At 65.4% G+C, this 18,759-nt stretch carries 17 protein-coding genes; all 17 read right to left on the reverse strand.

The window, feature by feature from the left end; all coding sequences use genetic code 11:
* Nucleotides 1-28 precede the first annotated feature (28 nt).
* Nucleotides 29-1,597, reverse strand: coding sequence for a nitrogen regulation protein NR(I) (gene ntrC, locus ACF8O7_RS09755; RefSeq protein WP_016447542.1), 1,569 nt, complete (start codon nt 1,595-1,597; stop codon nt 29-31).
* Nucleotides 1,598-1,642: 45 nt separating this feature from the next.
* Nucleotides 1,643-2,719: a nitrogen regulation protein NR(II) gene (gene glnL / locus ACF8O7_RS09760; RefSeq protein ID WP_016447543.1), complete on the reverse strand. Its 1,077-nt coding sequence runs from the start codon at nt 2,717-2,719 to the stop codon at nt 1,643-1,645.
* 30 nt (nt 2,720-2,749) lie between these two features.
* Complete coding sequence (locus ACF8O7_RS09765; RefSeq protein ID WP_017404153.1) at nt 2,750-3,253, reverse strand: hypothetical protein; 504 nt, start codon at nt 3,251-3,253, stop codon at nt 2,750-2,752.
* 180 nt (nt 3,254-3,433) lie between these two features.
* The gene (gene glnA / locus ACF8O7_RS09770; protein ID WP_016447544.1) at nt 3,434-4,849 is read right to left on the reverse strand and encodes a type I glutamate--ammonia ligase; all 1,416 of its coding nucleotides are present in this window, start codon (nt 4,847-4,849) and stop codon (nt 3,434-3,436) included.
* A 225-nt stretch (nt 4,850-5,074) separates the two neighbouring features.
* Nucleotides 5,075-5,893, reverse strand: a complete 819-nt coding sequence (locus tag ACF8O7_RS09775; protein ID WP_212646520.1) for a molybdopterin-binding protein — start codon at nt 5,891-5,893, stop codon at nt 5,075-5,077.
* Nucleotides 5,890-6,789 (reverse strand): EI24 domain-containing protein, encoded by a 900-nt coding sequence (locus ACF8O7_RS09780; RefSeq protein WP_212646519.1) that lies wholly within the window; start codon nt 6,787-6,789, stop codon nt 5,890-5,892. The genes ACF8O7_RS09775 and ACF8O7_RS09780 overlap by 4 nt, the downstream gene beginning before the upstream one ends.
* Nucleotides 6,790-6,804: 15 nt before the next feature.
* A complete protein-coding gene (locus ACF8O7_RS09785; RefSeq protein ID WP_013801177.1) occupies nt 6,805-7,785 on the reverse strand; it encodes a sterol desaturase family protein in 981 nt (326 codons plus the stop codon).
* A 39-nt stretch (nt 7,786-7,824) separates the two neighbouring features.
* Nucleotides 7,825-8,643 (reverse strand): polysaccharide deacetylase family protein, encoded by an 819-nt coding sequence (locus ACF8O7_RS09790; protein WP_017404151.1) that lies wholly within the window; start codon nt 8,641-8,643, stop codon nt 7,825-7,827.
* On the reverse strand, nt 8,643-9,914 hold the full coding sequence (locus ACF8O7_RS09795) for a beta-propeller fold lactonase family protein (RefSeq protein ID WP_212646518.1): 1,272 nt from the start codon (nt 9,912-9,914) through the stop codon (nt 8,643-8,645). The genes ACF8O7_RS09790 and ACF8O7_RS09795 overlap by 1 nt, the downstream gene beginning before the upstream one ends.
* A gap of 152 nt (nt 9,915-10,066) precedes the next feature.
* On the reverse strand, nt 10,067-10,591 hold the full coding sequence (locus tag ACF8O7_RS09800) for a phosphoribosyltransferase (RefSeq protein WP_012206807.1): 525 nt from the start codon (nt 10,589-10,591) through the stop codon (nt 10,067-10,069).
* Between the two features lie 43 nt (nt 10,592-10,634).
* Nucleotides 10,635-12,011, reverse strand: coding sequence for an adenylosuccinate synthase (locus tag ACF8O7_RS09805; RefSeq protein ID WP_016451293.1), 1,377 nt, complete (start codon nt 12,009-12,011; stop codon nt 10,635-10,637).
* 39 nt (nt 12,012-12,050) lie between these two features.
* Nucleotides 12,051-13,199 carry an ATP phosphoribosyltransferase regulatory subunit gene (locus tag ACF8O7_RS09810; RefSeq protein ID WP_212646517.1) on the reverse strand — a complete coding sequence of 383 codons (1,149 nt, stop codon included), beginning with the start codon at nt 13,197-13,199 and terminating at the stop codon, nt 12,051-12,053.
* Between the two features lie 201 nt (nt 13,200-13,400).
* Complete coding sequence (gene hflC, locus ACF8O7_RS09815) at nt 13,401-14,291, reverse strand: protease modulator HflC (protein WP_016447552.1); 891 nt, start codon at nt 14,289-14,291, stop codon at nt 13,401-13,403.
* Nucleotides 14,292-14,303: 12 nt separating this feature from the next.
* Nucleotides 14,304-15,698: an FtsH protease activity modulator HflK gene (hflK, locus tag ACF8O7_RS09820; RefSeq protein ID WP_392414698.1), complete on the reverse strand. Its 1,395-nt coding sequence runs from the start codon at nt 15,696-15,698 to the stop codon at nt 14,304-14,306.
* Between the two features lie 71 nt (nt 15,699-15,769).
* Nucleotides 15,770-16,984, reverse strand: coding sequence for a GTPase HflX (gene hflX / locus ACF8O7_RS09825; RefSeq protein WP_016447554.1), 1,215 nt, complete (start codon nt 16,982-16,984; stop codon nt 15,770-15,772).
* A 67-nt stretch (nt 16,985-17,051) separates the two neighbouring features.
* Entirely contained in the window at nt 17,052-17,303 is a 252-nt protein-coding gene (gene hfq / locus ACF8O7_RS09830) for an RNA chaperone Hfq (protein ID WP_012206813.1), read from the reverse strand.
* A gap of 102 nt (nt 17,304-17,405) precedes the next feature.
* Entirely contained in the window at nt 17,406-18,752 is a 1,347-nt protein-coding gene (gene der, locus ACF8O7_RS09835; protein ID WP_016447555.1) for a ribosome biogenesis GTPase Der, read from the reverse strand.
* Nucleotides 18,753-18,759 lie beyond the last annotated feature (7 nt).

The raw sequence follows: 18,759 nt of genomic DNA on the forward strand, positions 1-18,759 counted from the left end.
CAAGGGCCCGGCCGCCCGCCGGCTTGCCTTACTCGAAGGCGTCCTCGTCCATGCCCAGCTCCTGCAGCTTGCGGGTGATGGTGTTGCGGCCTATGCCCAGGCGCTGGGCGGCCTCGACCCGGCGGCCGTGGGTGACGGCCAGGGCCGAGCGGATCAACTGCGCCTCGAAGCGGCGGGACAGCTGGTCCCAGACCTCGCCATGCCCCTGGGCCTGGGTGTGCTCCAGCAGCTGGCGCGCCTGCTGCCCCAGCAGATGCACCCAGTCCAGGTCGGACGTGGCCAGCCCCCCGTCATGCGGCTGGGCCAGCGACGGGGCTGGCATGGCGATGCGGCCCACTCCCTCTTCCGCCACGGCCGGCGCATGCGACAGCACCACCGGTGCGGGCACGCCGGCACTGCCGCCGCCCACGGGTGGCGCGGCCTCGCCCAGCACCTCGGGAGGCAGGTCCTTGACCGAGATGACCTGGGCTGGCGCCATGACGGTCAGCCAGTGGCAGATGTTCTCCAGCTGGCGCACGTTGCCGGGAAAGGCGAACGACTGCAGCCGCTGCATGGCATCGACCCCCATGCGCTTGGGCTCCACGCCCAGCTGCCGCGCGCTTTGCTGCAGGAAGTGGCGTGCCAGCATGGGCACGTCTTCGTTGCGCTCGCGCAGCGCGGGCAGGCGCAGGCGGATGACGTTGAGGCGGTGGAACAGATCCTCGCGGAAGGCGCCGTTGCGCACGCGCTGCTCCAGGTCCTGGTGGGTGGCGGCGATGACGCGCACATGTGCCTTGACGGCCTGGTGGCCGCCCACGCGGTAGAAATGCCCGTCCGACAGCACACGCAGCAGGCGCGTCTGCAGGTCGAAAGGCATGTCGCCGATTTCATCGAGAAAGAGCGTGCCGCCCTCGGCCTGCTCGAAGCGGCCGCGCCGTTGCGTCTGGGCGCCCGTGAAGGCGCCGCGCTCGTGGCCGAACAGTTCGGACTCCAGCAGGTCCTTGGGGATGGCGGCGGTGTTGATGGCCACGAAGGGGCCGCCCGCCACGGGCGAGTGCTTGTGCAGCGCGCGCGCCACCAGTTCCTTGCCCGAGCCCGACTCGCCCGTGACCAGCACCGTGACCTGGCTCTGGCTGAGCCGGCCGATGGCGCGGAACACATCCTGCATGGCAGGCGCCTGGCCCAGCATCTCGGCCTGCAGCGGGGCCTGTGCCTCGGCCACGTCCTCGCGCAGGCTTTCCTCGACGGCGCGGCGGATGAGCTCCACCGCCTTGGGCAGGTCGAAGGGTTTGGGCAGGTACTCGAAGGCTCCGCGCTGGAAGGCCGAGACGGCACTGTCCAGGTCGGAGTACGCGGTCATGATGATGACGGGCAGGCCGGGCTGCTGGGCGCGGATCTGCTCGAGCAGTTCCAGGCCGGAGCCGCCGGGCATGCGGATATCGCTGACCAGCACCTGTGGTGGCTGGCGCGCCGGGTCGCTGGCATCGACATCGGACAGTGCCGTGAGCACGTCGCGCGCCTGAACGAAGCTGCGCGTTGCCCAGCCTTCCCGGCCCAGTGCCTTTTCCAGCACGAAGCGGATGGAAGGGTCATCATCCACGATCCAGATCGGTTTCATTGGTGGTGCTTCCTTCCCTTGTTGCAGTGTTGACTTCCGTGGGCCTCAAGGCAGGGGAATGAGGATGCGGAAATCCGTGCGGCCCGGCTGGCTTTCACATTCGATCAGCCCCTGGTGGCGCTGCACGAAGGTCTGCGCCAGCGTCAGCCCCAGTCCCGAACCGCCATCCCTTCCCGATACCAGCGGATAGAAGATCCGCTCCTTGATGGCATCGGGAACGCCTGGCCCGTTGTCGATCACATGCAATTCCAATGCCAACCGGTAGCGTTGGCGACCAAAAGTTACCTGGCGCGCCACACGGGTTCTCAAAATGATCTCGGCATCGCCGGCAGCGATGCGTTCGTGCAAGGCCTGCGCCGCGTTCTGGACGATGTTGAGCACGGCCTGGATCAGCTGTGCGCTGTCGCCCCGGAACTCGGGAATGGAGATGTCGTAGTCGCGCGTAATGGTCAGCCCTGCAGGATGCTCGACCAACACCAGCGAACGCACGCGCTCGCAGACTTCGTGGATGTTGACGTCACCGACCTCGTGCGGATGGCGGTGCGGCGCCAGCAGCCGGTCGACCAGCGCCTGCAGACGGTCGGCCTCGTGGATGATGACTTCGGTGTACTCGCGCAGCTCGGGCGCGTCCAGATCCATCTGCAGCAGCTGGGCCGCGCCACGGATGCCGCCCAGCGGGTTCTTGATCTCGTGGGCCAGGTTGCGGATCAGCTCCTTGTGCGCCTGGGCCTGCTCGCGCAAACGCTCCTCGCGGTCCTGGCGTGCCTGCTGCTCCAGCGGCCAGAACTCCACCAGCACATGGCCGGGCCGCTCGGCCAGGGAAACCGTGACGTGCACAGGAAGCGCATCGCCCCCCACGCGGTGCAGGCTGGCCTCGAAGCGCAGGGCGGCGAAGTCGTTGTCCTGGGCGCCGCGCAAGGCCTTGTCCAGCAAGGCCGGCTCGGTGAAGCAGGCTGCCAGCTCGCTGCCTTCGAGCATGCGGCGCGACAGGCCCAGTGCGTTCTCAAGGGCCGCGTTGGCGAAAAGCACGGCGCCTTGCTCGTCGAGCACGGTCATCAGCGTGCACAGCAGATCAAGCGCCTGATAGGAGGCCGGGGGCGCCGGCCGGTCGTCCTGGATCATGGCCGGGCTCGCATGGGCCGCTCGGGCCCGTCAGTTCTTGGGAAGTCGATCCAGTTCGCGGCGGATGCCGGCGACATCGCCTTCCTGCCGCGAGATGCTGCTCTTGAGCTGCTCGACACGTTCCAGATAGCCCTGGGGATTGCGCAACTCCAATGCGGTGCGCTGGGGATTGCCATCGTTGTACTCCTGACGCAGCTGTGTCAGCTTCTCCTGGGCGCGGGCCAGCTCGCTTTCGAGGATGGTCCGCGCATCGGAGTCGCGGGCCTTCTGGGCGCTGCTGTTGACCTTGGCCGGAGCGGGCGATCCTGCCGCAGGAGCGGCGGAGGTGCGCGGCGCCTGGCCGCCGCCCGAGGCCGCCGGCTTGCTGCCGCCATGGATCACCGTCACATGCCCGCCGTCCACCGGCTTGCAGTCCTTGGCCTTGGCCTGGCTGACGTTGTTGGTGTACTCGTTGCCGCAGCGGTAGATCACGTCCTGGGACCAGGCTCCTGCCGACAGCAGCGGCAGCAGCAGCGACACAAACAGTTTCTTCATTCCATTCCCTCGGGTAGCCAGATCGGAAGGGCCCGGCTTGTCCGGGCAAGTATCGCTCCATCTTCCGGGCTGGACGTCATTTCTTGAGCGGGACAACCCCTTTTGGTTCCGCGCCCAGCATACCCAGGTCCTGGCCGAAAGCAAAAAAGGCGGCTTGCGCCGCCTTTTTGCCGACCCGCCTTACAGCGAGAAGTACATGTCGTACTCGACCGGGTGCACGGCCTGACGGTAACGGGTCACTTCGCCCATCTTCAGCTCGATGTAGGCATCGAGCATGCTGTCCGAGAACACGCCGCCCTTGGTCAGGAACGAACGGTCTGCGTCCAGTGCTTCCAGGGCCTGGTCCAGGCTGTGGCAGACCGTGGGCACCAGCTTGTCCTCTTCCGGGGGCAGGTGGTACAGATCCTTGGTCGCGGCTTCGCCGGGATGGATCTTGTTTTCCACGCCGTCCAGACCTGCCATCAGCAGGGCCGAGAAGCCCAGGTAGGGGTTCATCAGCGGATCGGGGAAGCGTGCCTCGACGCGGCGGCCCTTGGGATTGGCCACGTAGGGGATGCGGATCGATGCCGAGCGGTTCTTGGCCGAGTAGGCCAGCTTGACCGGAGCCTCGAAGCCGGGCACCAGGCGCTTGTAGCTGTTGGTGCCGGGGTTGGTGATGGCGTTCAGGGCACGGGCGTGCTTGATGATGCCGCCGATGTAGTACAGCGCGAAGTCGGACAGGCCGGCATAGCCGTCACCTGCGAACAGGTTCTTGCCATCCTTCCAGACGGACTGGTGCACGTGCATGCCGGAGCCGTTGTCGCCCGGATAGGGCTTGGGCATGAAGGTGGCGGTCTTGCCGTAGGTGTTGGCCACGTTCCAGATCACGTACTTCATGACCTGTGTCCAGTCGGCGCGCTCCACCAGGGTCGAGAACTTGGTGCCGATCTCGTTCTGGCCGGCGCCCGCCACTTCGTGGTGGAACACTTCGACGGGAATGCCCAGCTGCTCGAGCAGCAGCACCATCTCAGCGCGCAGGTCCTGGGTGCTGTCCACGGGCGGCACGGGGAAGTAGCCGCCCTTGTTGCGCGGACGGTGGCCGCGGTTGCCGGACTCGAACTTGGCGCCGGAATTCCAGGGGGCTTCGTACTCTTCGATTTCGTAGAAGGTGCTGCCGGGTTCGGTGTTCCAGCGCACGCCGTCGAAGATGAAGAATTCAGGTTCGGGACCGAAGTAGGCGGTATCGCCCAGGCCCGAGGCCTTCAGATAGGCTTCGGCACGCTTGGCCACCGAGCGGGGATCGCGGTCGTAGGCCTTGCCATCGCCGGGTTCGATCACATCGCACTGCAGGAACAGCGTGGTCTCTTCAAAGAAGGGGTCGATGTTCGCGGTGGCGGGATCGGGCATCAGTTGCATGTCCGATGCTTCAATGCCCTTCCAGCCTGCCACCGACGAGCCGTCGAAGGCGTGGCCCGAGGTGAACTTGTCTTCGTCGAAGTGCGACACCGGCACCGTGACGTGCTGCTCCTTGCCACGGGTGTCCGTAAAACGAAGGTCCACGAATTTGACCTCGTTCTCCTTCACCATGTTCAACACGTCTGCAACGGTCTTTGCCATCAGATCTCTCCTGCCAATCTGGCTGATCAAAAAAGATAAATACTATTAAGCAGTTTGCGTGCCAGGCTGCATCCATTGAGTGCATGCCCGCAGACTGGCACCTGCTTGGCGCGCCAGCCCCGTGATTCTGCCGCCTTGCGTGGGCGTTGTGGATGACATTGCAGCTTGGCCCGGCCCGAGTGACCACTCACCAAATCGGTGCAGATTTGGATGAAGGGCCGCAAATCAGATATTGCGCACCAATTCAGGGCCAAGACTTGCACCAAATGAGTGCAGACCTTCCAGCAGCGTGGGCCAGGCCTTGGTGACGGCACCAGCTTCGCCCTTGACACCAAGTTCTATGTGCCGGCCGTGCTTGGAATCATCCACGCTGGGCAGGCTGAACACCTTGACGCCCGGGTGGTCGCGCTCTATGGCCACCATCAGCGGCGTCAGCGTGGCTTCCATGCCGCCGTAGACGATGACCGAATGCTCCCGCTGCACCGTGCTGTGGAAATGCTTGGCATAGCGCTGCTCAAGCACCCACTCGACCATGGGCCAGGCCATGACCGGGAAGCCGGGCACGAAGTGCACCGTGCCGCTGGCGCCCGAACAGGAAAAGCCCGGGATCTTGTTGTAGACGTTGGGGATGATGCGCGCGCCTTCGGGGAAGTTGCCCATCTGCAGCCGGTGCAGGTTGTCGGCCCGCTGGGGCTCGTAGGGCTTGCCTTCCTCGGTGGCCACATCGCGCATGCGTTCGCGGATCAGGGCCACGGCTTCCGGGTGCAGGGCCAGCGGCACGCCCAGGGCCTCGGCCGCGCATTGGCGCGTGTGGTCGTCGGGCGTGGCGCCTATCCCGCCAAAGCTGAAGAGCACGGCCTGCGATGCGAAGGCGCGGCGCAGGGCGTCGGTGATGCGTGCCCTATCGTCACCCACGTACTCGGCATGGGCCAGGGACAGGCCACGCGCGCCCAGCAGCTCGATCAGCTTGGGAAGGTGCTTGTCGGCACGCTTGCCCGACAGGATTTCGTCTCCGATGATGAGTGCGCCAACTTGAAGGGTCATGTGGTCTTTTCTTGCGGGGTGGGGGGAACAGGGGCTGTGCCGGCGCCTTGCGGCGCGTCGGGAGCGTAGGGAATGATGGGTGCTTCGGGCAGCGCCGGCTCCTCCTCGCGCATGCGCTGCAGCGCCGCCAGGCAGAAATGGGCAAACCACAGCGAGGAGAAGGCGAAGATCAGCGCATAGATCCAGATGGCCACCGGAATCAGTATCCAGAAGGCTGCAACGAAGACCACGCCCGAGGCCCAGACAATGGCCGGAGCCGCCCCCAGGTAGCCACAGACCACGCCCATGAGCATCAGCGCCAGGCGGTGGCGCAGGAACAGGCTGCGGCGTTCTGGCTTGCTGGCGTGGGCAGACAGCGCGTCGAAGGCCATGACGCGGTAGGTCAGCCAGCCCCAGATCAGCGGGGGGATCACCACCACCAGGGGAGGCACGAACCACAATGGAACCGATACCAGCAACGCGATCAGGGCGATCAGCGAGGAGCCGGCCGACCACAGCAGGCTGCCGATCAGGGTGGCACCCTGCCTGCGCTCGAGTGCCGGAAAGCGCCGTTGCGCCACCAGCTCGACCAGGGCCGGCGTCATGAACAGCGCCACCAGCAGCAGCGAGACCACGACCAGCACCGGCGTGACCGAGAGAACGACCAGCACCGGCGCCACCAGCTCGGGCAGCGATTGCACGCCCATCCAGGACCAGACCGTGTGCAGCCAGCCCACGCCCTGCAGGACTCCTTCCGTCCAGACCACGGCATCGGCCCAGAAGAAGTAACCCAGCAGCCAGGCCGTGATGGCCATGAAGAGCAGGGGAAACAGCGACCATGCAATCACCCGCTTATGCAGGCAATACGCCGTCGCACGCCAGAAGGAATCGAGTAGCAAGCCCATGCCGGCAAGCATACCCCGAGCCCAGCCTCAAGCGCGACCCATCAACCTTAGGAACCCACGCCATTGCTGGGCCCAAAAGCCCTGGCCGTAGTCGCGCAGCTGGCCCTGGGCATTGGGCTGGACCTGGTCGCGCACGCCGGTGGGATCGAAGCGCAGCTCGAAATTGGCGGTGCCGAACAGCATGTCCCACCAGGGCAGGAGCACGCCGAAGTTGTTGCCATGCGCCTTCTTGTTGCGCACGGGCGCCATGGGCTCGTGGCCAATGCCGATGGCGTGGTGGCGGCGGTGAAAGCGCGGGCTGATCCACAGCCGCTCGCCGATGGTGCCGAACCAGACGCGCAGGTTGGCATGCTGGAAGCTCTCGCTGAGCTGGGTGAAGGCCACGATGGCCACGAACTGGCCTGGAGCCACGCCGATGAGCTGGGCCACGAGCACGATGATGGTGTCGCGGATCACATCGTCGAGCAGGTGATTGCGGTTGTCGCTCCAGACCGTCATCTGGCGTTGCGAGTGGTGCAGCGCATGCAGCTTCCACCACCAGCCGATGCTGTGCTGGCCCCGGTGTATCCAGTAGTCGAGGAAGTCGAAGGCCAGCAGGTAGATGATCAGGCTGACCCAGGCCAGATCGGTCACGCCGGGCCAGACACCGTCCAGGTGAAAGCTCGGCAGGCCCCAGACATGCAGGCGGCCCATGAGCTCGTCCCACAGCGGGTCCAGCGTGAAGAACAGCGCCAGCCTGAACAGGCCCAGCCGGTGCACCACGGTATAGATGATGTCCACATGGATGGCGCGCCGGTCGGTAACGGGCTCGACGGGCCGCCAGTACTGCAGCGGCGCGATCACGGCCACCATGATGAAGATCTGCAGCAGGCCCACCAGCAGCCAGCCTGTGGCGTCGTAGGCATCCTCCAGCAGGCTGGCCTGTCCCAGCCAAAAGAGCACAGGCTGGACAACGCCCTCGAACAGGCGCTGCTGCGCATTACCGAACCACTGAATCCACCAGTCCACACCACGCTCCCATCGCCCGCCGCGCTGCGCGCGCGGACGTCATGCGAATTTTGCTATCCAATCCCGATAGTCGGGATGCTCCCGCAGCGTGCGGAAACAGAACCCCTGCTTGAGCAGGCCCGTGATCAAAGGTTCCAGCACGGCCGGTGCCCAGGGGTCCTTGCGTGACCAGATGCCCAGATGGGCCAGCAGGATGTCGCCGCTGCGGATGTTCTTGAGCGCCTGGGCCAGCAGCTGCGCATTCGGGTAGCGGTCGCTGGGCAGCTCGTCGCCCAGAAAGCCTGCGCTGGACCAGCCCACATGCATGTAGCCGCCCTGCCGCGCGGCGTCCAGCAGCGCGGGCGAGGTCTTGCCGCCGGGCGCACGGAACAGCGGCAGGGGCTTGCGCCCGGTGATCTGCTGCAGCCGCTGTGCAGCCCTGCGGATCTCGTCGCAATAGCCTGCCGCATCGACCGTGAAGTTCTCGTTGGCGCGTGGCCCGGCCGAGGGGCGCACGCGAAAGCCCGTGACCGGACCGTTCTTCGAGGCACGCAGATCACCGCGCCAGTACATGTGGTCGTAGGTGTGCGAGGCGAACTCATGGCCTTCGGCGGCGCGTGCGCGCCACCAGGGCGCCCAGGTCTCGCCCAGGCTGCCGTCGCCTTGCTGCGTGCGCTCGTTGGCGGCAAAGAAGGTCACTGGCACGCCATGGCGCTTGAGCACCTCGGCCACCAGGTCGGCAATGCCCATGTGGCCCGTGTCGAACGTCAGGTACACGGTCTTGGCGCAGCCCGTGCCCTGCCCTGCGGCCATCGAGGGGCGCAGCAGGCTGAAGGCGGCGGCGCCAGCCAGCGATTGCGCAAAGAGTCTGCGGTCCATCAGCGCTGCGCGTGGGCCAGTGTCCAGACACCGTGGGGCGACTTGCCGACCTTGACCTGCTGGACCACCTTCTTTTCGACGGTGTCGATCACCGACAGCTTGCGCGCCCAGCGCGAGCTGACCAGCAGGTAGCGGCCGTCGGCGGAAACGTCCATGCAGTCCGGGCCTCCCGGGGCCGGGTAGCTGGCCACGACCTGGTTGGTCTGCATGTCGATCTTGCTGATGGTGTTGGCCACGCGGTTGCTCACATACAGGTGGCGGCCATCGCCGGCGGCACGCATGGCGTGGGCGCCAGCGGCTGTCTTGATGCGGGCCACGCTGCGCGGCTCGGGGCCGGTGATGTCGAACACTTCCACGCCATCGCTGCCGGTCAGGCCGATGAACAGCTTGGTGCCGTCCGGGCTGCCATAGAGATCGGCCGGCATGGGGCCGGTGGGCACGCGGGCCTTGATGGTCTGCGTGGCGATGTCGATGGCCACCAGGGCATCGCTGTCCTGCATGGTGGAATAGATGGTCGTGCTCCTGGCATCGATCCAGAGATGGCTGGGCGTCTTGCCCGTGGGCACGCGCTTGACCAACTGCGGGTTCTGGCCATCCCAGCGGTAGATGTCGATGTGGTTGAGGCGGTTGGCCGCCGTGACGAACCACTTCATGTCCGGGCTGAAGCGCAGGTGATAGGGGTCGATGATGTCGCGGATCACGCGCTGCACCTCGCCCGTGCGCGGATCGACCAGGGTCAGAGTATCGCCCAGCGCATTGGCCACGACCAGCGATTTCTCGTCAGGCGTGAGGTAGAGGTGGTGCGGCTCCTTGCCCGTGGGAATGCGGGCCGTCTCCTGCCAGGTGACCGGGTCCACGATGCTGATGTTGGCATCGAGCGAGTTGAGCACGAAGATGGGCGTGGGGCCCTGGGTCTGCGGCGGCGGCGTGACACGCGCAACAGGCGCAACTGGCGCTACCGAGGCAGCAGAGGCCGCAGGCACGGAAGGCGCGGCGGGAACGGCAGCGGCCTGAGCCGATGCAGCCTGCGCCTGGGCGGCTGCAGGCGTGGCTGAGGCCGCACGGGCCGATTTGGATCCGGGCAGGGACGCCACGGCCAGCCAGGCCAGCGCACCGCCGCCCACAACCAAAGCCACAGCCGCGCCCAAGCGCCCGACGGAAAGACGTTTCACAAAGCACCACCTTCTGAGAATCTGCGCAGTGTAGCCGCGCCATTCAGCCCTCGGACGCTCTAGGGCATCGGCTTTTAAAGCTGTGCAAAAAACCGACATTTACGCGACGTTGGCCCGAGATATCGCGACAAGCGCGCCAACCCATGACTTGCATCAAGGCATGACGACAACGCATGAAAACGCAGGCCACAACGACAAAGGGAGCCGGCTGGCTCCCTTTGCAGGCAAGGACCTTGAAAGCGCAACGGCTCTCAGATCTTCCACTTTTCCATGAGCTTTTCGGGACGCAGCGTGTCGTAGTGCTCGAAAGGCTGGTGGATCCAGGGGTTGGTCGGCAGGTAGTCCACCGAGTAGTCGGGCGTGAACGCGGACAGGCCCTTGGTCCAGATCACGGCGCTGCGCAGCTCGGTGATCGGCGGATAGTTGGTCTTGAGCATGGCGATCACGGCATTCAGCGTGTGGCCCGAATCGGCCAGGTCATCGACCAGCAGCACGCGACCGGCAATCTCGCCCTTGGGCGTGGTGATGAAGCGCGCGATGTCCAGATGGCCCTGCACCGTGCCGGCTTCGGCGCGGTAGGAGCTGGTGGACATGATGGCCAGCGGCTTGTCGAAGATGCGGCTGAGCATGTCACCGGGACGCAGGCCGCCACGGGCCAGGCAGAGAATGGTGTCGAATTCCCAGCCGGACTGGTGCACTTTGATCGCGAGCTTTTCGATCAGTCCGTGGTATTCGTCGTAGCTCACATACAGGTGTTGACCGTCTTCCGTCAGCATGGAATGGCTCCTGGTTCAATCTTGGGGTTCAGCCGCCAGTGGTTCACTGGGCGGCGTAGGGGTTTTGCATCAGGATGGTGTGATCCCGGTCGGGGCTGGTCGAAACCATGGCGATGGGCACGCCCGTCACTTCCTCGATGCGCTCCAGATAGCGGCGGGCATTGGCCGGCAGCTTGTCGTAGTCGGTCACGCCCACGGTGGAATCGGTCCAGCCGGGGATGGACTCATAGATGGGCTTGCAGCGGGCGATCTCGTCGGCGCCCATGGGCAGCAGGTCGATCTTTTCGCCGTCCAGCTCGTAGCCCACGCACAGCAGCAGTTCCTGCAGGCCGTCGAGCACGTCGAGCTTGGTGATGCACAGGCCCGACAGGCCGTTGACCTGGGCGCTGCGCTTGAGCAGCGCGGCGTCAAACCAGCCGCAGCGGCGCGAGCGGCCGGTGGTCACGCCCTTTTCGGCGCCCACGGTGCTCATGTGCCAGCCCGGCGTGCCTTCCTTTTCCCAATCCAGTTCGGTGGGGAAAGGACCGCCGCCCACGCGGGTGCAGTAGGCCTTGGTGATGCCCAGGATGTAGTGCAGCATGCCGGGGCCCACGCCCGAGCCTGCAGCCGCATTGCCGGCGACGCAGTTGGACGAGGTGACATAGGGATAGGTGCCGTGGTCCACATCCAGCAGCGTGCCCTGCGCGCCTTCGAACAGCAGGTTGGCGCCTTCGGCGTGCGCGGCGTTCAGCTCGCGGGAGACATCGGCCATCATGGGCAAAAGCTGCTCGGCATGGCGCATGGCCTCTTCGTACACCGCGTCGAATTGCACTTCGCCATCCTTGATGTACGGCTTGAGCGCGTCACCGAAGGTGAAGTTCTTCGAACCCAGCACGTTGACCAGGATGTGGTTGTGCAGGGCCAGCAGTTCGCGCAGCTTGGTGGCGAAGCGCTCGGGGTACTTGAGGTCCTGCACGCGCAGTGCGCGGCGGGCAATCTTGTCTTCGTAGGCGGGGCCGATGCCACGGCCGGTGGTGCCGATCTTCTCGGTGCCGCCCTGCTCGCGCGCCGCTTCGCGCGCCACGTCCAGCGCCGAGTGGAAGGGCAGGATCAGCGGGCAGGCTTCGGACACGCGCAGGCGGTCGCGCACTTGCACGCCGGCCTTCTCCAGGCCTTCGATTTCCTCGAACAGCTTGGCGGCCGACAGCACCACGCCGTTGCCGATATAGCACTTCACGCCGGGGCGCATGATGCCGCTGGGAATCAGGTGCAGCGCGGTCTTCACACCATTGATGACCAGCGTGTGGCCCGCATTGTGGCCACCCTGGAAGCGGACCACGCCCTGGGCGCTTTCGGTCAGCCAGTCCACCAGCTTGCCCTTGCCTTCGTCACCCCACTGGGTGCCGACCACGACCACGTTGCGACCTTTGGTAGCTTTCATATTCAAATCCGATGAAATCCGAAGAAATTGACAAATGCGTCAGATGGCTTGCACGGCCCACTGCCCGGCAACCTGCACGAGCTCACGGTCGCAGTGGAACTCGTCCACTTCGCTTTCATGGCCTGGCAGCACGCAGACCACGGTCTCGCCCTGCCGGCGCAATGCCGCGATGGCGGCTGCCACCTGGGGATCGTCGCCCCAGGGCGCACGGATGGCAGCCTTGAGCGGGCGCTCGGGCACAACGGCCACGAGCTGCTTGATGTCCAGGCTGAAGCCGGCGGCGGGCCGGTTGCGGCCGAAGACCGCGCCCACCTCGTCATAACGGCCGCCGCGCACCAGCGCGTCGCTGGCACCCGGAACATAGATGGCGAAGCGCGTGCCGCTGTAGTAGGCATAGCCGCGCAGATCGGCCAGATCAAAGCTCACGTTCACGCCTTCCAGGCGCTGGGCAAGCCAGCGCAGCTGGTCCAGCAGAGGCTGCACGCCTGCCGTGCGCGCCAGCAGCTTCTCGGCGCGGTCCAGCACCTCGATGCCGCCGTACAGCTGCAGCAAGGCCATCAGGCCTTCGCGCGAGGCGATGGGGAAGTCCTGGGTGAGGCGCTCGAGTTCGCTCGCATCCTTGGCGGCCAGCGCGGCATGCACGCCGCGCAGCACCTGCATGTCCACCATCACGCCAGCCAGCAGGCTGCGCACGATGCGCACATCGGCCAGATCGACGTTGATGTCGGTGACGCCTGCGCTGCGCAGGCAGTCCAGCGCCAGGTGCAGTGCCTCCAGGTCGGCTTCCATGCCCTGGTGGCCGTAGATTTCGGCACCGAACTGCAGCGGCTCGCGCGTGGCGCGGGGACGATCAGGGCGGGCATGGACGACGGGGCCGCAGTAGCACAGGCGCGTGAGGCCCTTGCGGTTGAGCAGATGGGCGTCGATGCGAGCCACCTGCTGCGTGGTATCGGCACGCAGGCCCATGGTGCGGCCCGTCAGCTGGTCGATGAGCTTGCAGGTCTGCAGGTCCAGCGCCTCCCCTGTGCCGGTGAGCAGGGATTCGAGGTATTCCAGCATGGGCGGCATGACCAGTTCATAGCCATAGCCACGTGCGGTATCGAGCAGGCCTCGACGCAATTCTTCGATGTGCCGGGCCTCGGAAGGCAAGACATCGGCGATGTGATCCGGCAGGACCCAAGCAGACATGGAAAAAGGGGGAGGCTGTTAAAAACGTGATTCTACCGGCTGTTGCGGGCCAGCCCAAATTGGGGGTGTCCCAAGGCCCACGAGGAGCGTTCGGTATTCCGAATCGATTCGGTGTGCGGGCGCCAGCGGCAGCGCAAGAAAAAACGGCGCCCCAACAGGGGCGCCGTGCATGGGCCGGGCGGCGTTGCCGCTCAGGCGTTCTTACTTTCCAGAGCTGCCGCCGTTGCGGTAGGCCTTGAAGAAGTCGGTCTGCGAAGGATCGAGCACAAGCACGTCGCTCTTCTTGGCAAAGCTGGACTTATAGGCCTCCAGGCTGCGGTAGAACTGCGCGAACTGCGGGTCCTTGCCAAAGGCGTCGGCATAGGTGCGGGCGGCTTCCGCATCGCCCTCGCCCTTGAGCTTCTGGGCATCGCGGTAGGCGTTGGCGATGGTGATCTCGCGCTGGCGATCGGCCTCGGCGCGGATCTTCTCGCCTTCGGCGGCGCCGGTGGAGCGCAGCTCGTTGGCCACGCGCTTGCGTTCGGCCTCCATGCGGCGATAGACCGATTCCGTGATGGTCTCGGCATAGTCCACGCGCGTGATGCGCACATCGACCACGTCCACGCCCCAGGGCTTGGCGCCGCGCACGGTCTCCAGCACTTCGCGCTTGACGTCGTTCATCAGCGCGTCGCGCTTGCTGGACAGAAGCTCGCGCACGGTGCGGCGGTTGATTTCCTCCTGGAAGGCGTTGCGCACCACGCGGTTGAGCTGCATGGCACCGGCCGACTCATCCAGGCCCACGTTGCGGATGTACTCCGACGGATCGGAGATGCGCCAGCGCACGTACCAGTCGATGACCACGCGCTGCTTTTCGGCAGTGAGCATGGGCTCGGTGTCGGTGCTGTCCAGTGTGAGCAGGCGCTTGTCGATGTAGCGCACGTTCTGGAACGGCGGCGGCATCTTGATGTTCAGGCCCGGCTCGGTGATCACTTCCTTGATCTGACCCAGGGCATAGACCACGCCGAACTGGCGCTGATCGACGACGAACAGCATGGAGCTGAGCAGCGCCAGCGCCAGAAGAATGCTGGTGATGAAAAATCCAACTCGGTTCACTTGGGCTGCTCCTCAGCGTGCTTCGCGGTCACGGCTGCGACTGCTGTCGCGGCTGCGCGCATCGTTCGAAAGGCCGGGAATGGCGGCAGGCGCAGGCGCCTGGGTGCTGGGGGCAGCCGAGCCATCGGCTGCCGGCACATTGCCGCTCACGCCTTGCATGATCTTGTCCAGCGGCACGTACAGCAGGTTGGAGCCCTGGCGCGATTCCACCAGCACCTTGGTCACGTTGCCGTAGATCTGCTGCATGGTTTCCAGATACATGCGGTCGCGTGTGACCTGGGGCGCCTTCTGGTACTCGGTGAACACCGAGCTGAAGCGCTGCGCATCACCCTGGGCCTGGGCCACGATGCGGGCCTTGTAGCCATTGGCCTCTTCCAGCAGACGTGCCGCCGAGCCGGCTGCGCGGGGCACCACGTCGTTGGCATAGGCCTGGGCCTCGTTCTTGGCGCGCTCGCGCTCCTGGCCGGCACGCAGCACGTCGTCGAAGGCGGCCTGCACCTGCTCGGGCGGACGCACGCCGCCTTGCTGCAGGTTGATGCCCACGACTTCCACGCCCACCTTGTAGCGGTCCAGGATGGTCTGCATCAGGTCGCGCACGCGCGGCGCGATCTGGTCTCGCTCCTCGGCCAGCGCCGTGTCCATCTTCATCTTGCCGACGACTTCGCGCACGGCGGTCTCGGCGGCCTGGACCACGGCCTCGGACGGGTTCTTGCTCTCGAACAGCCAGGCACGCGCGTCACTCAGACGGTACTGGACGGCGAACTTGATCTCGACGATGTTCTCGTCCTCGGTGAGCATGGCCGACTCGCGCAGGCCCGTGCTCTTGATGATGGTGTCGCGCCCCACGTCGGCCGAGCGGATCTGCGTCACGAACACCAGTTCATGGCGCTGGATCGGGTACGGCAGGCGCCAGTTGATGCCGGCACCCACCGTGCTCTTGTACTTGCCGAACTGGGTGATGACGGCCTGCTGGCCTTCCTGGACGATGAAGATGCCCGTGCCCATCCAGATGATGAAGGCAATGCCGGCAATCAGGCCCACGCCCATGCCGGCACTGCGCATGTCCGGCGGCTGGCTGCCACCGCCATTGCGCACGGGCGGCTGCCCGCGGCCACCGCCCGGCTTGCCGCCGAACAGGCCCGAAAGCTTGCGGTTGAGGTCACGCCACAGCTCGTCCAGATCCGGCGGCTGGCCACCCCCACCCGAGGAGGGACGGTTGTCACGGCTGTCGCGGTTGTCGCGTGCGGGTTCCGCAGGCGGCGGCGCAGCGGGACGGTCGGCATCGGGGCACGAGGCATCGTCGTTCTTGTCGTCGCCACGTCCCCAGCGCGGATCATTCAGGTTGAACATCCCGCGAAGGCGCTGCGGCAGCATCGCCCAGCGATGGGCGCGTTGTGAAAGATTCATGCGAGAAGTCTCGGTTTCTTCGGTAAAGACAGGGACCCAATCGGCATTTTGCCCAATCAGGGCGCTAGCCCCTAGTATTCGGCGTCCTGCCCAGGGGGCATCGCGCCATCCACCTCCCCTTCGCCCCGCTCTTCACCACCATGCGCTTCGGCGTATTCCGCTTCTGCGCGCAGTGCGTGGTCGGCCAGCAGCTGCCGCAGCTGCGGCAGCCCCTCACCGGAGCGGGCGCTGACAAACACCCGTGAAACAGGTAGCCCGTCAAGCTCGTACTGGTCCTGCAACTGCGCTGGAAGCCGCTCTTCATCGACGGCATCGAGCTTGTTGAAAACCAGTACCAGAGGCACCTCCTGGGCACCGATTTCCTTCAGAACTTTCTGGACTTGTTGGATTTGTTCCGGGAAATTCGGATTGGAGGCGTCAACCACATGCAGCAGAAGATCGGCATCGATCGCCTCCTGCAACGTGGCCTGGAATGCATCGACCAGCCCGTGCGGCAGATCGCGGATGAAGCCCACGGTGTCCGACAGGGACACCGATTGCCGGGCCTCGTTCAAATACAGCTGGCGCGTGGTCGTGTCCAGCGTGGCGAACAACTGGTCGGCCGCATAGGCCCGCGCCTTCACCAGCGCGTTGAACAGCGTGGATTTGCCGGCATTGGTGTAGCCGACCAGCGAGATGTTGAAGATGCCATGGCGCTCGCGCCGGCGGCGCTGCGTGGCGCGTTGCTTCTTGACCTTCAGCAGCCGTTCCTTGGTGCGCTTGATCGATTCGTCGATCATGCGGCGATCCAGCTCGATCTGCTTTTCACCAGGGCCGCCGCGCCCGCCGATGCCGCCCATCTGGCGCTCCAGGTGGGTCCAGCGGCGCACGAGGCGCGTGGCCACGTATTGCAGGCGCGCCAGCTCCACCTGCAGCTTGCCTTCATGGCTGCGGGCGCGCTGGGCGAAGATCTCCAGGATCAACAGGGTGCGGTCGTTGACCGGCATCTGCAGATGGCGCTCCAGATTGCGCTGCTGGGCCGGGCTCAGGGCCTGGTCGAACAGCACTTCCTGGGCACCGTGCATCTGGGCGAGCATGCGGATTTCGTCGGCCTTGCCGCTGCCCACGAACAGCGCCGCATCGGGCACCTTGCGCTTGCAGGTCAGGCGTGCAACGGGACGCAGGCCGGCCGTGCCGGCCAGCAGGCCCAGCTCTTCCAACTCGCCATCGAAATGGGGAAAGCCGAAATCCACGCCCACCAGCAGCACTGGCGTTGGCGTGGACCGGTCAAAAGATTCAGAACTCAAGAAAAACCTCTCCCGAAGGGTGAGGAAGCTCCCCGGCTGTGCGGGGAGGCATCAGGGCGCAGCGAGCTCAAGCGCTGGCGTCGCTGCCGGCAGCTTCGGCCGTGGAGAAGTTCACGGCGCGGCCGGGAACAATGGTGGAGATGGCGTGCTTGTAAACCATCTGGGTGACGGTGTTGCGAAGCAGAACCACGTACTGGTCGAAGGATTCGATCTGGCCTTGCAGCTTGATGCCGTTGACGAGGTAGATGGACACCGGCACATGTTCGCGGCGCAGCGCGTTCAGGAACGGGTCTTGGAGGAGTTGGCCTTTGTTGCTCACGATATTCTCCGTGTTCGAAGAGTGTTGTTGTAAACCGACACCTTACCACAGTGTTTTGGGCCCCCTGTCTGCACAAGGGTTTTCCCCAAATTCCGTGGCTTGTTATTTGTCCTTGTCGGCGAAAGGATTATGAGAGGTTTTCAACTCGATCCGCAACGGCGTGCCGACCAAATTGAATTCCTTTCGGAACCGCCCCTCGAGGAAGCGCTTGTAGGCCTCCGTCACATGCTCGAGCGAATTGCCGTGTATGACGATGACCGGCGGGTTCATGCCGCCCTGGTGCGCGTAACGCATCTTGGGTCGGTAGATGCCTGTCTTCTTGGGCGTCTGGAACTGCACGGCTTCCATCAGCAGGCGCGTGAGCACCGGCGTGGGCATCTTGCAGGTGGCTGCCTTGTGCGCCTGGATGATGGAGTTCCACAGCGGACCCAGGCCCTGGCGCTTTTCGGCCGAGATGAAGTGCATGGGAGCGAACTTCAGGAAGGACAGGCGCGTCTCGATCGAGCGCTCCAGCATCTGGCGCTGGTAGTCGTCCACCGCATCCCATTTGTTCACGGCCAGCACCACGGCGCGGCCGCTTTCCAGCACGTAGCCGGCAATGTGCGCATCCTGGTCGGTCACGCCCTGCGTGGCATCGATGAGCAGCAGCACGACGTTGGCGCTCTCGATGGCCTGCAGCGTCTTGACGACGGAGAACTTCTCGATAGCCTCGAACACCCGCCCCTTGCGGCGCAGGCCTGCCGTGTCGATGAGTTCGAACTTCTGGCCGGCGCGCTCGAAGGGCACGGAGATGGCATCGCGCGTGGTGCCCGGCATGTCGAAGGCGACCAGTCGCTCCTCGCCCAGCCAGGTGTTGATCAGCGTGGACTTGCCGACGTTGGGGCGGCCGGCCACGGTGAGGCGGATGGGCTTCTGGGCCACATCGTCGAAGGGGTCGTCTTCCTCGGGTTCGGGCAGGTTGAGCTGGCCCAGGGCCAGGTCGACCAGGCCGCGCACACCCTGTCCGTGCGCGGCGGAAACCGGCAGCACTTCGCCCAGGCCCAGTTCGTAGAACTCGGTCAGCTGCACGCCTTCCTTCATGCCCTCGGCCTTGTTGGCCACGAGCACGCAGGGCTTGCCCAGGCGGCGCAGGTACTTGGCGATGTCATGGTCCTGGGCAGACATGCCCAGGCGCGCATCGACGACGAAGACCACGACGTCGGCCTCGGCCACGGCCTGCTGCGTCTGGCGCGCCATCTCCTTGAAGATGCCGCTGGATGCATCAGGCTCGAAGCCGCCGGTGTCGATCACGATGTATTCGTGCTTGCCCTGGCGGCCCTGTCCATAGTGGCGGTCACGCGTGAGGCCCGCGAAATCCGCGACGATTGCATCCCTCGACTTGGTCAGCCGATTGAACAGCGTCGATTTGCCCACATTGGGTCGCCCTACCAGGGCAATAACTGGCTTCATTCCCGAA

The sequence above is a fragment of the Delftia sp. WSY_16 genome (genome assembly GCF_043104415.1).
GTDB classification, from domain to species: Bacteria; Pseudomonadota; Gammaproteobacteria; order Burkholderiales; family Burkholderiaceae_C; genus Comamonas; species Comamonas tsuruhatensis.

Coding starts and splice junctions, on each gene's coding strand:
- glnL (WP_016447543.1), bottom strand. CDS start 2,719: ATGATCCAGGACGACCGGCCGGCGCCCCCGGCCTCCTATCAGGCGCTT.
- ACF8O7_RS09800 (WP_012206807.1), bottom strand. CDS start 10,591: ATGCTGACGGAAGACGGTCAACACCTGTATGTGAGCTACGACGAATAC.
- ACF8O7_RS09780 (WP_212646519.1), bottom strand. CDS start 6,789: ATGCTTGCCGGCATGGGCTTGCTACTCGATTCCTTCTGGCGTGCGACG.
- ACF8O7_RS09775 (WP_212646520.1), bottom strand. CDS start 5,893: ATGACCCTTCAAGTTGGCGCACTCATCATCGGAGACGAAATCCTGTCG.
- glnA (WP_016447544.1), bottom strand. CDS start 4,849: ATGGCAAAGACCGTTGCAGACGTGTTGAACATGGTGAAGGAGAACGAG.
- ACF8O7_RS09795 (WP_212646518.1), bottom strand. CDS start 9,914: ATGTCGGTTTTTTGCACAGCTTTAAAAGCCGATGCCCTAGAGCGTCCG.
- hflK (WP_392414698.1), bottom strand. CDS start 15,698: ATGAATCTTTCACAACGCGCCCATCGCTGGGCGATGCTGCCGCAGCGC.
- ACF8O7_RS09810 (WP_212646517.1), bottom strand. CDS start 13,199: ATGTCTGCTTGGGTCCTGCCGGATCACATCGCCGATGTCTTGCCTTCC.
- ntrC (WP_016447542.1), bottom strand. CDS start 1,597: ATGAAACCGATCTGGATCGTGGATGATGACCCTTCCATCCGCTTCGTG.
- ACF8O7_RS09765 (WP_017404153.1), bottom strand. CDS start 3,253: ATGAAGAAACTGTTTGTGTCGCTGCTGCTGCCGCTGCTGTCGGCAGGA.
- der (WP_016447555.1), bottom strand. CDS start 18,752: ATGAAGCCAGTTATTGCCCTGGTAGGGCGACCCAATGTGGGCAAATCG.
- ACF8O7_RS09790 (WP_017404151.1), bottom strand. CDS start 8,643: ATGGACCGCAGACTCTTTGCGCAATCGCTGGCTGGCGCCGCCGCCTTC.
- ACF8O7_RS09805 (WP_016451293.1), bottom strand. CDS start 12,011: ATGAAAGCTACCAAAGGTCGCAACGTGGTCGTGGTCGGCACCCAGTGG.